This window comes from Nonomuraea sp. NPDC003754, assembly GCF_053605785.1.
The window spans coordinates 84,364-98,827 of record NZ_JBSGJX010000015.1; the positions used below are offsets into that span (position 1 = coordinate 84,364).

The 14,464-nt window shown below is 70.9% G+C and carries 13 protein-coding genes; 3 read left to right on the top strand and 10 right to left on the bottom strand.

Annotated elements, in window-relative coordinates; all coding sequences use genetic code 11:
* From ACWEVS_RS20295 to rpmE, 5 genes are all read right to left on the bottom strand, one after another.
* Positions 1 to 520, bottom strand: a 520-nt coding sequence (locus ACWEVS_RS20295; protein ID WP_452552753.1) for a hypothetical protein, incomplete at its 3' end; no start/stop codon positions are given.
* A gap of 55 nt (positions 521 to 575) precedes the next feature.
* Positions 576 to 1,223 carry an L-threonylcarbamoyladenylate synthase gene (locus tag ACWEVS_RS20300; protein ID WP_354917221.1) on the bottom strand — a complete coding sequence of 216 codons (648 nt, stop codon included), beginning with the start codon at positions 1,221 to 1,223 and terminating at the stop codon, positions 576 to 578.
* Positions 1,224 to 1,233: 10 nt separating this feature from the next.
* Complete coding sequence (gene prmC / locus ACWEVS_RS20305) at positions 1,234 to 2,088, bottom strand: peptide chain release factor N(5)-glutamine methyltransferase (protein WP_354917218.1); 855 nt, start codon at positions 2,086 to 2,088, stop codon at positions 1,234 to 1,236.
* Complete coding sequence (gene prfA / locus ACWEVS_RS20310) at positions 2,085 to 3,137, bottom strand: peptide chain release factor 1 (protein WP_449926650.1); 1,053 nt, start codon at positions 3,135 to 3,137, stop codon at positions 2,085 to 2,087. The genes prmC and prfA overlap by 4 nt, the downstream gene beginning before the upstream one ends.
* A gap of 93 nt (positions 3,138 to 3,230) precedes the next feature.
* Positions 3,231 to 3,446, bottom strand: coding sequence for a 50S ribosomal protein L31 (gene rpmE, locus ACWEVS_RS20315; protein WP_354917212.1), 216 nt, complete (start codon positions 3,444 to 3,446; stop codon positions 3,231 to 3,233).
* A gap of 249 nt (positions 3,447 to 3,695) precedes the next feature.
* Between rpmE and ACWEVS_RS20320 the strand changes: the two genes are divergently transcribed.
* Positions 3,696 to 4,784, top strand: a complete 1,089-nt coding sequence (locus ACWEVS_RS20320) for a hypothetical protein (protein ID WP_452552755.1) — start codon at positions 3,696 to 3,698, stop codon at positions 4,782 to 4,784.
* 233 nt (positions 4,785 to 5,017) lie between these two features.
* On the opposite strand, the gene rho is transcribed toward ACWEVS_RS20320, so the two are convergent.
* The 3 genes from rho to thrC form a co-directional block, all read right to left on the bottom strand.
* The gene (rho, locus tag ACWEVS_RS20325; RefSeq protein WP_449926656.1) at positions 5,018 to 6,997 is read right to left on the bottom strand and encodes a transcription termination factor Rho; all 1,980 of its coding nucleotides are present in this window, start codon (positions 6,995 to 6,997) and stop codon (positions 5,018 to 5,020) included.
* A gap of 454 nt (positions 6,998 to 7,451) precedes the next feature.
* Positions 7,452 to 8,423 (bottom strand): homoserine kinase, encoded by a 972-nt coding sequence (thrB, locus tag ACWEVS_RS20330; RefSeq protein ID WP_452552758.1) that lies wholly within the window; start codon positions 8,421 to 8,423, stop codon positions 7,452 to 7,454.
* Positions 8,424 to 8,544: 121 nt separating this feature from the next.
* The gene (gene thrC, locus ACWEVS_RS20335; protein WP_449926662.1) at positions 8,545 to 9,585 is read right to left on the bottom strand and encodes a threonine synthase; all 1,041 of its coding nucleotides are present in this window, start codon (positions 9,583 to 9,585) and stop codon (positions 8,545 to 8,547) included.
* A 168-nt stretch (positions 9,586 to 9,753) separates the two neighbouring features.
* On the opposite strand from thrC, the gene ACWEVS_RS20340 reads away from it, so the two are divergent.
* Together ACWEVS_RS20340 and ACWEVS_RS20345 are read left to right on the top strand one after the other, a co-directional pair.
* A complete protein-coding gene (locus tag ACWEVS_RS20340; RefSeq protein WP_449926665.1) occupies positions 9,754 to 11,211 on the top strand; it encodes a glycosyltransferase in 1,458 nt (485 codons plus the stop codon).
* 83 nt (positions 11,212 to 11,294) lie between these two features.
* Complete coding sequence (locus ACWEVS_RS20345; RefSeq protein WP_354917196.1) at positions 11,295 to 11,648, top strand: carboxymuconolactone decarboxylase family protein; 354 nt, start codon at positions 11,295 to 11,297, stop codon at positions 11,646 to 11,648.
* A gap of 30 nt (positions 11,649 to 11,678) precedes the next feature.
* Here the strand turns inward: ACWEVS_RS20345 and ACWEVS_RS20350 are convergent, their stop codons facing one another.
* Together ACWEVS_RS20350 and ACWEVS_RS20355 are read right to left on the bottom strand one after the other, a co-directional pair.
* Complete coding sequence (locus tag ACWEVS_RS20350; protein WP_449926668.1) at positions 11,679 to 13,298, bottom strand: glycosyltransferase; 1,620 nt, start codon at positions 13,296 to 13,298, stop codon at positions 11,679 to 11,681.
* The gene (locus ACWEVS_RS20355; RefSeq protein WP_452552760.1) at positions 13,295 to 14,404 is read right to left on the bottom strand and encodes a glycosyltransferase family 2 protein; all 1,110 of its coding nucleotides are present in this window, start codon (positions 14,402 to 14,404) and stop codon (positions 13,295 to 13,297) included. The genes ACWEVS_RS20350 and ACWEVS_RS20355 overlap by 4 nt, the downstream gene beginning before the upstream one ends.
* Positions 14,405 to 14,464: the final 60 nt, after the last annotated feature.

Sequence of the window (14,464 nt, forward strand, 5' to 3'; positions counted from 1 at the left end):
CGACGTCACGCGTCTCTTTCGGGTCCTCCCGCGGCTCCCTGCCGACGTCACGCGTCTCTTTCGGGTCCTCCCGCGGCTCCCTGCCGACGTCACGCCGCTCCTTCGGGTCCTCCCGCGGGTCCCTGCCGACGTTCCGCTGATCCTGGGGACTCTCGTGCGGCTCCTTCGGAGAGGGGCGGTGCTCCGTCGCGTCCTTCGGGGTGGGGCGGTCGCGGTCCGGGTCCTCGTCCTTGCCGGAGGCGGGCGTGCCGTTCATCGACACGTCCTTGGCCTGCTCCCCCGCCCGGGGCGCGGCCTCCTTCTTCTCCAGCAGCGCGAGCCGCGCCGTGACGTCGCGCGCCATGGTCTCGCACGCGTCGGCCACCTGCGAGGGCCGGTGTGTCGCGGGTGTCGCCAGCCCCGCGGTCCTGGTCACCTGCGCGACCCTGGCCTCGATCGTGCGCATCTGCTCGGCGGCCCGCCGTACCTCGGCCAGCAGGTCGCGTACCAGGGTCGGATCCATACCGTCCAACGAGCCCATGGGCCACACGGTAGGTGCAGGCGGAGCCCCCCGCCTCAGGGATAAACAGACGGCATCAATCGTCGGTGGCGACGTAGCCCACGATGCCGCGCAGCTTCTCCACCGGGATGGCGCCCTTCCTGAGCAGGCGGGGCACCGCCGTGGTCAGGTCGATGATCGTCGACGGCGTGTTGTCGGCGCACGCGCCGCCGTCCAGGTAGACCGTCACCGAGTCGCCGAGCTGCTGCTCGGCGTCGCTCGCGGTCGTCGCGGCGGGCGCGCCGGACCGGTTGGCGCTGGAGACGGCCATCGGCCCGGTCTCCTTCAGCAGGTCGAGCGCGACCGGGTGGAGCGGCATCCGGAGCGCGACCGTGCCCTTGGTGTCGCCGAGGTCCCACGACAGCGACCGGTTCGCCTTGCACACCAGCGTCAGCGGGCCGGGCCAGAAAGCGTCGATGAGGTCCTGGCCGTACGGGCCTAGGTCCTCCACCAGGGCGTTGGCCGCGCGCACGGTGCCGACGAGGACGGGCGGCGGCATGTCGCGCCCCCGGCCCTTGGCCTCGAGCAGCGCGGTCACCGCCGACGGGGTGAAGGCGTCGGCGCCGATGCCGTAGACGGTGTCCGTGGGCAGCACCACGAGCTCACCCTTGCGTACGGCCGAAGCCGCGTCGGTCAGGCCCGCGGCCCGCTGGTCGGGGTCTGCGCAGTCGTAACGTCGTCCCACGGCGTGCATCCTATTCCTGGCCGAACTTGGCGGTGACGAAGCGGTCCCTGCGGGTGAGGTCCTGGCGCAGCCGGGCGTCGCGCCAGCCCTTGTCCTCGGGAAACAGCCGGTAGACGGCCTGGCCCTGCTCGTCGGCGTGCTCGACGGCCACCAGGCCGCCCGGCCTGAGCAGGCGGCGAGCCGTACGCTCGACGGCTCTGACCTCGTTGAGGCCGTCGGCGCCGCTGCCGTACAGCGCCCGCGCCGGATCGTAGTCGCGCACCTCGGGGTCGCGCGGGATCGCGCCGGGCGGGATGTAGGGCGGGTTGGAGATGACGAGGTCGACCTTGCCGTTCAGCTCGGGCAGCGCGTCGGCGAGATCCTCGGGGTGCAGGTGGACCCGGCCCTGGCCGTGCTCGGCGATGTTGCGCTTGGCCCAGCCGTACGCGTCGGGGTCGACCTCGACCGCGTGCACCTGGGCGAGCGCGACCTCCTGCGCGATCGACAGCGCGATGGCGCCCGAACCGGTGCCGAGATCGACCACGAGCGGTTCGGCGACGTCCATCTCGCGCAGGCGCTCGATCGCCCAGCCCGCGACGACCTCGGTCTCGGGGCGCGGCACGAAGACGCCGGGGCCGACCGCCAGCTCCAGGTAGCGGAAGTAGGCGTGGCCGGTGATGTGCTGCAGTGGCTCTCTGGCCTCGCGCCTGGCCACGCCCTCCCAGAAGAGGGCGTCGAAGTCGGCGTCCTTGACCGTGTGGAGCGCGCTCCTGCGCACGCCGTGGACGAACGCCGCGATCTCCTCGGCGTCAGTGCGCGGCGACGGCACCCCGGCCTCGGCCAGCCGAGCGGTTGCGAGGGCGATCTCGTCCAGCAGGAATGTCATGAGTGTTGTGCGAGCTTCTCCGCCATTTCGGCGTCGATGAGGGCCTGGGTGACAGCGCTCAGTTCTCCGTCGAGCACCTGGTCGAGGTTATACGCCTTGAACCCGACGCGGTGGTCGGAGATGCGGTTCTCGGGGAAGTTGTAGGTCCTGATGCGCTCGGAGCGGTCCATCGTGCGGACCTGTGACTTGCGCTCGGCCTGGGCGGCGGCCTCGGCCTCCTCCTGCGCCACGGCCAGCAGCCTGGCGCGCAGGATGCGCATCGCCGACTCCTTGTTCTGGAGCTGGCTCTTCTCGTTCTGGCAGGAGACGACCACGCCCGTCGGCAGGTGCGTGATGCGGACCGCCGAGTCGGTGGTGTTGACGCTCTGCCCGCCGGGGCCGCTGGAGCGGTAGACGTCGACGCGCAGGTCGTTGGGGTCGATGGTGACCTCGACCTCTTCGGCCTCGGGGTAGACCAGCACGCCGGTGGCGCTGGTGTGGATCCGGCCCTGCGACTCGGTGACCGGCACCCGCTGCACGCGGTGCACGCCGCCCTCGTACTTCAGCCGCGACCAGACGCCCTCGTCGCCCTTGGCCTTGATGGCGATCGTGACGTCCTTGTAGCCGCCGAGGTCGGAGTGCTGGGCGTCGATGATCTCGGTCTTCCAGCCGACCCGTTCGGCGTAGCGCAGGTACATCCGCAGCAGGTCGCCGGCGAACAGCGCCGACTCCTCGCCGCCCTCACCCTGCTTGATCTCCATGATGATGTCCTTGTCATCGTTGGGATCGCGCGGGATGAGCAGGTGCTTGAGTTTGTCCTCCAGCTTGGGGACGCGCTCCTCCAGTTGGGCGGCCTCCTCGGCGAAGGCGGCGTCCTCGGCCGCCAGCTCCTTGGCCGCGGCCAGGTCGTCGCGGACGGCCTCGAGCTCCCGGTAGGTGCCGATGACGGGCGTCAGCTGACGGTAGCGCCTGCCGAGCGTGCGGGCCTTGTTCTGGTCGGCGTGCACGGAGGGGTCCGCGAGCTGCTGCTCCAGCTCGGCGTACTCACCGAGCAGTTCGTCGAGATTCACCGTGCGTCCTTCTTCCGCTTTGTCGCCGCCCTCTTCACCACGAACGCCGACCCGGGAGCGCGGACGCGCGTCTCCGGGCCGGCGTGAGGGAAGCTACTTGCTGGCCTTCTTGCCGAAGCGCTGCTCGAAGCGCGCCACGCGACCGCCGGTGTCGAGGATCTTCTGCTTGCCCGTGTAGAACGGGTGGCAGGCCGAGCACACGTCGGCGTGGATGACGCCGTTCTTCGCGGTGCTGCGCGTGGTGAAGGAGTTGCCGCAGGTGCAGGTCACCTGCGTCACGTTGTACTCGGGGTGGATGTCGCGCTTCATGGCTGTCCTTTCGAGATGCGGTCGCCGGGTCGCTCCGTACGGCTTGCGCGCGGTCGCACACGGTCGGTCGCGCGCTGCGGGAACCGGTACCGCTTCGGTTCAGCTACCAGTGTGCCAGATCCTTGAACCATCCCAGGCCACGAGCGATTCCCGCCGATCTTGTGGACGGGTCACCCCAGGCACACTAGGCTCCGGTGTCCAAACCGTAACTTTTGTTACATTTCAAACTGATGCAAGGGGCCCCATCACATGAAAAGAAGGATGCGGTTGCTGCTGGCGACCGCAACGGGGGTGGCTGTGCTCGTCGGGGGTGCCGGCCTCTCCTCGGCCAGCGCATCCGTGTCGCGGGCGGTCCACGCGGTGGCCGACGACATCACCAGTGTGTCCGTCGGCAACGCGTACGTGCCCGCTGACAAGGAGATCGAGGTCTCGTTCACCTTCCAGGTGTCGAACCCGCTCGGCACCGGCACCGCCGCCACGACGGACGCCGACAAGGTGACGATCGGCTCGGCCGCCATCACCCCGCCCGGCAAGAGCGCCAGGCCGCTGAACGTCTCCTACACCGCGCCCGCCCACGTGGGCGAGAACCAGCCGCGCCCCGCCTCCGCGCCGGGCAGCGGCAAGTTCACCATCTCCAAGGACGACCCGTCCGGCGACTGGACCCTGACCATCGTGACCTCTCGCGGCACGAACAACTTCACCGTCAAGGTCGCGGCCAAGCAGGGAATCACCGGCGCCTCCATCACCCCCAACCCGGTCGACCTGATCAAGGGCAAGGAGGTCAAGGTCTCCGTCCGCGCCGCCGTCAAGGACGCCACGCTCGTCAGCGGCAAGATGGTCAGCGACACCACCTCCGAGTACTACGACCTCGGCAGCCTGGAAGTCGACACCGACGGCTACTACACCGGCGCCGTCTACTTCACCGACGACAGCGCGCCCGGCGCGTGGACGCTGGAGATCTCCGCGAGCCGCGGCAACGAGACCCTCAAGGGCGTCGGCTCGTTCACCGTCAACGCGCCGGCCGGCGGAACGTCGAAGAAGTCGAAGTCGAAGATCACGCTGACCGCGCCGAACAAGGCGACGACCGGCAAGGCCTTCAAGATCTACGGCAAGGTCTATCGGGGGACCAAGGCGTACTCGGGCAAGGTCGTCGAGGTGTACTTCAAGAAGAAGGGCACCAAGTCGTACAAGTTCATGGGCTTCGCGAAGGCCACGTCGACCGGCAAGTACACCAAGGCGGTCAAGCAGCGTTACGACGGTTACTGGCGCGCCAAGGTGCCGGCGTCCGGCAAGACGTACAGCTCCTGGTCGGCCCAGGAGTACGTGGACGTGAAGTAACGGCGTCCCTGATCGGCACGAACGGCCCGCTCCCCTCACGGCACTTTCCAGGGGGCGGGCCGTTTTCCTGTGTCCGGCGGCCGATGGGCCCGAACCCCCGCCGGCAACCGCAGAGCCCAGCGGACGGTCCGGCGGCAACCGTCCGCACGGCGCGGCCCGATCCCCGGCACGCGCCCTGGAAGCCCGAAAGCGCCCCGGGTGCGAGACCCGAGGCGCTTTCGCGTGACGTCGCGCTAGTCGCGGTCGGAGCTGACCGTCGTCTTCTGGACCTGAAGGAGGAACTCCGCGTTGGACTTCGTCTCCTTCATCTTCTCCAGAAGCAGCTCGAGCGCCTGCTGCATGTCCAGTGCGTGGAGCACGCGGCGGAGCTTCCAGACGATCTGGAGCTCCTCCTTGGCCATGAGGATCTCTTCCTTACGCGTGCCGGACGCGTCGACGTCGACCGCGGGGAAGATGCGCTTGTCGGCCAGGGAGCGGTTGAGCTTGAGCTCCATGTTGCCGGTGCCCTTGAACTCCTCGAAGATGACCTCGTCCATCTTGGACCCGGTCTCGACCAGGGCGGTGGCGAGGATCGTCAGCGAGCCGCCGTTCTCGATGTTGCGCGCGGCGCCGAAGAAACGCTTCGGCGGGTAGAGCGCGGTCGAGTCGACACCACCGGACAGGATGCGTCCGGACGCCGGGGCGGCCAGGTTGTAGGCGCGGCCGAGGCGGGTGATGGAGTCGAGCAGGACGACCACGTCGTGGCCCAGCTCGACCAGGCGCTTGGCGCGCTCGATGGCCAGCTCGGCGACGGTCGTGTGGTCCTCGGCGGGCCGGTCGAAGGTCGAGTGGATGACCTCGCCCTTGACCGAGCGCTGCATGTCGGTGACCTCTTCGGGCCGCTCGTCGACGAGGACGACCATGAGGTGGCACTCGGGGTTGTTGCGGGTGATCGCGTTGGCGATCGACTGCAGCACCATCGTCTTACCGGCCTTGGGCGGGGAGACGATGAGGCCGCGCTGGCCCTTGCCGATCGGCGACACGAGGTCGATGATCCGCGTGGTCAGGATGTTGGGCTCGGTCTCCAGGCGCAGCCGCTCCTGCGGGTAGAGCGGGGTGAGCTTGTTGAAGTCGGGCCGGTTGCGGGCCTGCTCCGGGTCCATGCCGTTGACGGTGTCGAGGCGGACCAGGGCGTTGAACTTCTCCCTGCGCTCGCCGTCGCGCGGCTGGCGGACGGCGCCGGTGATGACGTCGCCCTTGCGCAGGCCGTTGCGGCGGATCTGGGCCAGCGACACGTACACGTCGTTGGAGCCGGGCAGGTAGCCGCTGGTCCTGACGAAGGCGTAGTTGTCGAGGATGTCGAGGATGCCGGCGATCGGGATGAGAACGTCGTCGTCGCCGATCACGGGCTCGTTGCTGTCGAAGCGGTCACGGCCGCGGCCGCGGTTGCGCTCCCTGAAGCGACCGCGCCTGCCGCGCCCGCGCTCGTCGTCATCGCCGCCGCCGCGCTGGTCCTGCGAACGGTCCTGCGAACGGTCCTGGACGCGATCCTGCGAACGGTCCTGACGGTCCTGACGGTCCTGGCGGTCACGGTCCTGACGGTCACGGTCCTGACGGTCCTGGCCGCGGTCGGTGCGCTGCGGCTGCTGCTCGCCACGCTCCTGGCGCTCGCCGCCACGCTCCTGGCGGTCACCGCGCTCGCCACGCTCGCGGCGGCTGCGGCGCTCGCCGCGCTCGCGGCGGCTCTCGCCACGCTCGGCGCGGCCTTCGGCCTGCTGGTCCGCCTGCTCGACGGCCGGCTGCTGCGGCTGCTCGACGACGGGCGCGGCGGCGGCCACGGCGGGCTGCTCGGGGGCCGCCACGGGCTCGGCGGCGGTCACGGGCTCGGCGGCCGGCGCAGGGCGGGAACGTTCCCGGCGGCTGCGGGCGGGACGCTCGGCCACAGGCTGCGCCTCGGCGGGCGCGGCGGTCTCGGCGGGCGCCGGGGCACTGTCACCGGCGCCGACTCCCTGCTTCTCCTGGATACGCGCGATGAGCTCGCTCTTGCGCATCCGCCCGGTCCCGCTGATGCCGAGCTCGGCGGCGATCTTCTGCAACTCGGGCAGCACCTTCGCGGACAGTCCGGTGCCGGAGCGACGCGCGCGAGGCTTGGCCGGGGCGCGGGTGGGGGTGTCGCCGGACGCGCTCGCGGCGGAGCCGGAAGCGTCGGAGAGGAGTTCGGTGGTGTCGCTCAACTAAGGGTCCTTCCCAGGGGTCGGGCGTCGGCCGTGATCAGCCGATCGTCCTGGAGGTGCTGTCGATCCGGCGGGACAGACCGGGTCGAGGTGCACTTTGCGATCTTCGGCCGCCGCGCAGGACGGCCGCCACGGTTGGGGAGGGGCTCGTCCAGGCCGCCACAGGACAGTGGCACGTGGAATGAACCCCCCAGATTGCTGTCGCCAGCCAGATGTCGAGGTGGTTCGAACGCGCACTTCCCCGGATTCGCCGCCTCGCGTCGCGCCGACCGGTTGTGGGCCGAACGGGGCGAACGGATTCGGGGAGACAGCCATGCTGCTCACGCCTCGCGACGTGAAGCATGATGCAGCGATGTGTGGCTGACAAGCACGCACCCAACAAGGGGGCATCTGGTGCGGCTACCAGCCTAACATCACCAGCGCACACGGCTATTCCCTGAAGGTCTAAGAGGCATCAGCGTGTCTCGGGGAACTGAACGCTCGCACCATCGTGGTCGACGTCCATTTGCTGGATGTGCCAGTCATTACCCACTTCTGGCGCGATCAAATCCTGCGCATCCGGTGTCGAAAACGCAAGAATTGTGGGACCTGCTCCCGAAACGACGGCGGGTACCCCCACGGCACGCAGTCGTTCCACCAGATCGGCGGTCCGCCGCATGGCAGGCGCGCGATAGTCCTGGTGGAGACGATCTTCCGTGCCGGCCAGCAGCAGCTCGCGATCGGGCAGCCGGGTCAGGGCGGCGATCAGCAGTGCGGCCCGCCCCGCGTTGAAGGACGCGTCCGTGTGGGGCACGTCCTTGGGTAGCAGTCCCCTTGCCGTCTCCGTGGACAGCCGCGTGGCGGGTATCAGCACCACAGGTCTGATGTTCGCGTCGGGGACCAGTTTCACCATACGCGGAACTCCACCGTGGTCGCTCCAGGCGACGGTGAGCCCGCCCGCCAGGCAGGGGGCCACGTTGTCGGGATGCCCCTCCATCTCGGTGGCCAGCGCGAAGACCGCCTCGTCGCTCAGGTCGGCTGTTCGCTCAGAGCCGAGCGCCGTGCCGTCCTCGGCCGTGTACGGCATGCCCGCCAGCGCCCTGGCGGCGAGGATGCCCGCGCAGATGGCCGCCGACGACGAGCCGAGCCCCCTGGCGTGCGGGATGCGGTTGCGACAGTGCAGGCGGATCCCCGCCGGCCGAGGGGCGTTCATCCGGTCGAAGGTCTTGCGCACGGCCTGGATGACGAGGTGCTCGTCACCGAGGTCGAGTTCGCCGAAGCCCTCGCCCTCGATCGAGACCTCCACCACGCGCTGCCCGCTGGGCGGCGTGAACAGTGACGCCTCGATCTCGTCGTAGAGGCTCAGCGCCAGGCCGAGGGAGTCGAACCCGGGACCCAGGTTCGCCGATGTCGCCGGAACCCGGACGATCACCCTGCTGTCGGTCATGCGTCTCCTCAGGGTCGCCGTGACGGCGGGCGCCGGAGTCCTGCTGGGCGGCGCGCCTTCGGCGGACGGCGCCCCGTGACCACGGAGGCGCCGGGCCCGCTTGCCGTAGGGGAGGACAAGGTCATTCGAGGCCGAGGGCGGAGGCCGCGGCGTGGACGTCGATGGGGATGGTGACGGGCGCGGGAGCGCCCGAGATCGCCCAGTCGGGGTCCTTCAGGCCGTTGCCCGTGACCGTGCAGACGATGCGCCGGCCCGGCTCGACCAGCCCCTGCGCGTGGGCGTGGAGCAGGCCGGCGACGCTGGCCGCCGAGGCCAGCTCGACGAACACGCCCTCCTCCTGGGCCAGCAGCTTGTAGGCGGCGGCGATCTGCCGGTCGGTCACCGCCTGGATGAGCCCGCCGGACTCGTCGCGGGCCGCCTCGGCGAGCTTCCACGAGGCAGGGTTGCCGATGCGGATGGCGGTGGCGATGGTGTGCGGGTGGGTGACGGGCGCGCCGTTGACGATGGGCGCGGCGCCGCTGGCCTGGAAGCCGAACATGCGCGGCGCGGTGCCGTACTCCTGGTAGCCCATCCAGTAGGCGGAGATGTTGCCCGCGTTGCCCACGGGGATGCAGTGGATGTCGGGGGCGGCCCCGAGCGCGTCGACGATCTCGAAGGCGGCCGTCTTCTGGCCCTGCAGGCGGTACGGGTTGACCGAGTTGACCAGCGCGATCGGGTAGTTCTCCGACAGCTTCCTGGTCATCTCGAGGCAGTCGTCGAAGGACCCCTCGACCTGCAGCAGCGTCGCGCCGTGCACGAGCGCCTGCGCCAGCTTGCCCATGGCGATCTTGCCGCGCGGCACGAGCACCGCGCAGGTCAGCCCCCCGCGTACGGCGTAGGCGGCGGCCGAGGCGGAGGTGTTGCCGGTCGAGGCGCAGATGACGGCCTTGGCGCCCTCCTCCACGGCCTTGCTGATGGCCATGGTCATGCCGCGGTCCTTGAAGCTGCCGGTCGGGTTGGCACCCTCGACCTTCAGGTAGACCTCGCAGCCGGTCAGAGCCGAGACGCGGTGGGCGGGGACGAGCGGCGTGCCGCCTTCGAGAAGCGTCACCACGGGCGTCTTGTCGCTCACCGGCAGCCGGTCCCGGTATTCCTCGATGAGGCCTCGCCATGCCCTGGTCATGATGTGCTCCTGCGACTACCTGCGGTGTTGGGCACAGAGTCTACGGCCACCCGGCTCGCCCGGCGGAACGCACGTCCACTTGTTGGACAGACTTCTCCGCCAATACCCAGCAACCCCGGATAAGGTCTCCCACAGGGGACGGGGAGGGCTGGAAACACCATGACTGCGATGAGGCAGAACGACTACTCCGCGCTGACGCCGCCGCGGCTGGGCGCGTGGTCGCCCTCCCTGTCGGTGAGCGTGGTCGTCCCCGCCCACGGCGGCCCGCATCTCGACCTCGTCCTGGCCGCGCTGGCCGGGCAGAGCTATCCCGAGCACCTCATGGAGGTCGTGGTCGTCGACGACGGCAGCGAGCCGCCGATCAGGCTGCCGGAGATCCGGCCGGTCAACACGAGGATCGTCCGCGTGACGGACGGCTGGGGCATCTCCGACGCGGTCAACACCGGGGTGAAGGCCGCCGACGGCGAGATCATCCAGCGCCTCGACGCCGACATGGTGGCCTGCCGCGAGCACATCGAGGCGATGGCCAGATGGCACCACGTGTCGGACTACGTGGTGTCGATCGGGATGAAGAGGTTCGTCGAGGCCCCGCCGCTGACGCCGAAGCAGGTCCGCCGCGCGACGGACCTGGGCGAGCTGTTCGACCTGTCGTCGGCGCTTCCCAGCTCGACGGAGGCGACGATCGAGAAGACGGACGGGCTGCGCAAGAGCCGCAATCCCTACCACGTGTGCACGGGCCCGACGTTCGCCCTGCCCCGGGAGGTGTTCCACGCGGTGGGCGGCCTCGACCCGCACGTCTTGCGCGGCGAGGACACCGAGTTCGCCTACCGGCTGGCCATGCACGGCGTGGTGTTCGTGCCCGAGATGGAGGCGCGGGCCGTCCACCTGGGGCTGCCCGCGCAGCACCGCGACCGGGAACGGGCGGTGCGGGTGGTCGAGCCGTTCCTCGCGCACCGCATCCCGCTCCGCCGTGACCTGCGCAAGGACAAGGGCAGGCGGTGGCTGGTGCCGTACGTGGAGATCGTCCTGGATGTCACCGACACCTGCGAGGCCACGGTACGGCAGGCCGTGTCGGCGGCGCTCGACGGCAAGCTGCAGGACGTGGTCGTGACGCTCGTCGGGCCGTGGTCGCGGCTGCACGAGGGCAGGCGTTCGGTGCTCGGCGACGCCTGCTTCGAGCTCAGGGTGATGCGCGAGCTGTACGCGCACGACGACCGCGTCAGGCTCATCGACGAGGCCGCGCCGACGCCTTCGCCGACGCCGTTCCGCTACGTCGGTCCCGTCGACGTGCCGCTGCACCGGGCCACGCTGGAGCGGATGGTCGAGTCCGTGCAGAAGGACCTGGTCGGCGTGCTGGTCGTCGACCTGCCCGACGGGCGCACGGCCCGGCTGGAGCGCACGTCGGCGCTGGGCCGCGCGCGGCTGCTGGCCGCCGCCGGTACCGACCCCGACGAGGTCATCGAGGCCACCCACGGCATCAGGCGTGAGGGCCCGGACCGCTACTGGCCGGCGCCCGCCCCGCCCGCGCCGGTGTCGATCCCCGCGCCCGTGCCCACCCCGCCGGCGGACACCCCCGAGGAGCGCACCCTCCTGCGCCGTCTCAGGTCGGCCCTGCGGCCCAACTGAGGCGCCCCGGCCGCGTCCCGCCTGACAGGTTCGTCCCGATTCCCGCCTGGGTAGCTTCGTAACGAGCGTCAGGTCCTCCCCCCGTGCACCTGGACAAGCACGAGACGAACGAGGTGAGGATCATGGGGGAACCGGCCAACGGACTCGAGGCTCTCGCGCGGGGCGACGTGCCCGTGCTGGAGACGCTGACCCAGATGACGGTCAACACGATGGAGCGGTCCGGGCTCGACCCCAAGACCTACATCCTCGTGCGGATCGCCGCGCTCGTCGCGCTGGACGCCTCGCAGCCGTCCTACCTGCTGAACGTCGGCGCGGCGGGTGAGATGGGCGTCTCTCTGGAGGAGATCAGGGGGACGCTCGTCGCGGTCGCGCCGGTGGTGGGCACGGCCAAGGTGGTCTCGAGCGCCGACAAGATCCTCCAGGTCCTGGGGGTCTGACGAGCGGGCGTCTGACCTGGGAAAAGAGGGTCAGTCCTTCTTGCGCAGGGCGCGGCGCAGCGAGGTGGCCAGCGCGGCGCGCAGTCCGCGCTGCATCCGCCCCGCGGCGGCGAGCTGGCGGCGCAGCGTGCCGACCTCGCGCCGCAGCTCCACCGCGTTCCTGCGCCACTTGCCCGACTCCTCGCGCCACCGCTCGACCTGTCCCCGCAGCCGCTCCACGTCGGCGCGCAGCTTCGCGACCTCCGCCTGCGCGTCGAGCCTGGCCCGGTACACGCTGCCGCGCCCGGGGATCTCGCGGCCCTGCCGGGCGAACCCGTACGTCTCCCCCGCCACCCAGCGCACCCCGGACACCGTGTCCACCGCGTCGTCGAGGTCCTCCTCCGGCCCGGCCACGATCGCGGCCCTGGCGAAGGCGGCCGCGCGTTCGAACCTGGCGGTGACGACGCCGGCGGCCGACTCCGACAGCAGCACGTCGACCAGCCCCTGCCCCTCCGTCGTGGCCAGCTCGATCAGGCGGGCGAGGGAGTCGGGGCCCGGCACCCACCCGGCCGGCACTCTCAGCACGTACGGCACGGCCGGGTCGACCGCGTCGCCGGTCACCAGGCGCACCCTGCCCTCGTAGGCGTAGTGCCCCCGCACCAGCACCAGGTCGAGGCAGGGGTCCCTGAGCGGCGCCCTCCTGTCACGCTCGAGCGTGTCCCACGGCCCGACCAGCGCCACCCGCACGTCGGGGACGGTGCCCGCCAGCAGCGCGTCCACGGTCGCCCGCACGTCCTCGTAGCTGGAACCGGCGGCGTGGACGACGGCCTCGACGAAGGGCACCTTCCACTGGCGGCCGGGGTGCGAGCGCAGCCACCGGTAGGCGGGGATGCGGTCGGCGACGGTGGCGTGGCTGACCCGGTCGATGGGCGCCTTGTCACGCATGCGCATCGTGGGACCGAGGTGGTAGGCGCGGGCCAGCGGCTCCGGCACGAACACCGCGCCCGCCTGGGCCAGCCGGTAGCCCATCTCGGTGTCCTGGCCGAGGATGAGCTCCTCGTCCATGGGCCCCGCGGCGGCGATCAGGCGCGCGTTGACGGAGGTGGCGCCACCCACGTGCAGGCTGAAGGGACGCGTGGGATTGGCGGTGAGACCGTCGGTCCGCTCGACCAGGTCGACGATCCACTGGTGCGGCTCGGCCGGCTCGAAGCTCTTCTCCAGGTCGTCGGGCAGCTGCGCGGGCACGGGCGCGGAGGTGAAGCGGATGTAGCCGGTGACCACCAGGTACGGCGCGGCGTGGTGCCAGCGCATGTGGGCCTCGATGGCGCGCGGCGTGAGCACCACGTCGGAGTCGAGCCAGTGGACGACCTCGCCCGAGGCCACCTCGAGCCCGGCGTTGCGCGCGCAGGCCCGGCCCGGCCGCTCGCAGACGACGAGCTTGACCCACGACGGGACGCGCAGGGCGGGCTCGCTGCCGTTGTCGACCACGATGACCTCGGTCAGGTCACGCGGGTAGCTCTGCCTGCCGAGCGCCTCGACGACCAGATCGAGCTTGTCCTGGTCGCCGTAGGCGGGGATGACCACGCTGACGCTCATGGTGGGGGTCCACGAGCCGAGCGCGGGCACGTCGAGCGTGCGGTAGTCGTTGCCCCGCACCCGGGGAGGGATCATGTGGTTTCCAGGAGCAGACTGGGCCGGAAGCCGCGCCACTGGTTGTGGGCGACGTTGAGGAAGTGCGCCAGCGGTAGCTGCCAGGTGTGACCCTCGCTGAGCGAGCGGCGCAGCACGTAGCCGAGGCCGTGGGCGCGGTAGATCCGCGCGCCCTCGGCGTGCCGCGACTTCAGCAGCGCCGCGTCGACGCCGCGCGTCAGCGGCTCGAAACCGGGGAAGGCGTCCCTGCCGAGCAGGATCGTGCCGCCGGCGACGAAGTCGCTCCACACCTCGCTCTTGTAGGAGGTCCGACGAATCGTCGTCCTGAGCGGCTCGAGGTAGAAGAATTCGGCGGCCGTGCCGACGATGTCGGCGCCGGACGCGCGTTTGGCGAGCAGAAGATCGGAAAGATGCTCGGGGCCGTACCAGTCGTCGTCATCCCATTTGGCGATGAATTCGCCGGAGGCGTGCGCGGCAGCGCGGTTCAGCAGCGCGCCGAACGGCACGCCCGCCTCCGCCGACACCACGCGGATCGGCGCCGCGCAGGTCTCGACGGCCCTGCGGGCCAGCGGATGGTCCTCGATGCCGTGCAGGCCGAGCAGGACCTCCACCTGGACGTGGCGCTGCCGGGCGATCTGGTCGAGCGCGGAGCCGAGCAGGTGCGGCCGCATGCTCGACATCACGACGCTGACCGTGGGCGCGAGCGCGGGCTTGGGCGCGAGCCTGCGCAGCCGCACGCTGTGCTCCTCGCGGCGCAGGTCGGCGACGCAACGCGGCCCCGGCTCCCGCCGTACGGCGAGCCATGCCCGGTCGGCGAGCAGCCCGCCCAGCTCGGCAGGCACCCAGGACGGGACCGGCGCGGAAGGCTCGGCGGTCAGCGGCACGCCCGCGCAGGCGAGGGCGAGCAGCCCGTCGCCGGCCGCCCGCCGTTCGGCCGGCCCCATCTCCTCGGCCGCCGGCCACTCGACCGACAGCCCAGCCAGCGGCCTGAGCGTGTCGAGTTCGGGTAGCGGCGCCCCCTCGACGGTCCACCGCGCGCTCTCCCATCGGAGCGTCGCGATCCCTTTCGCCGGGGTGCGCAGGTAGCCGGCAGCCCCTTGCGTGCCCACGAAGGGGGTGGCGGTCATGGGGGGACTCCTCCTGCCTTCATCGTCGAGCCCGCCCACTTTACGCCGCTCTGACAAGCG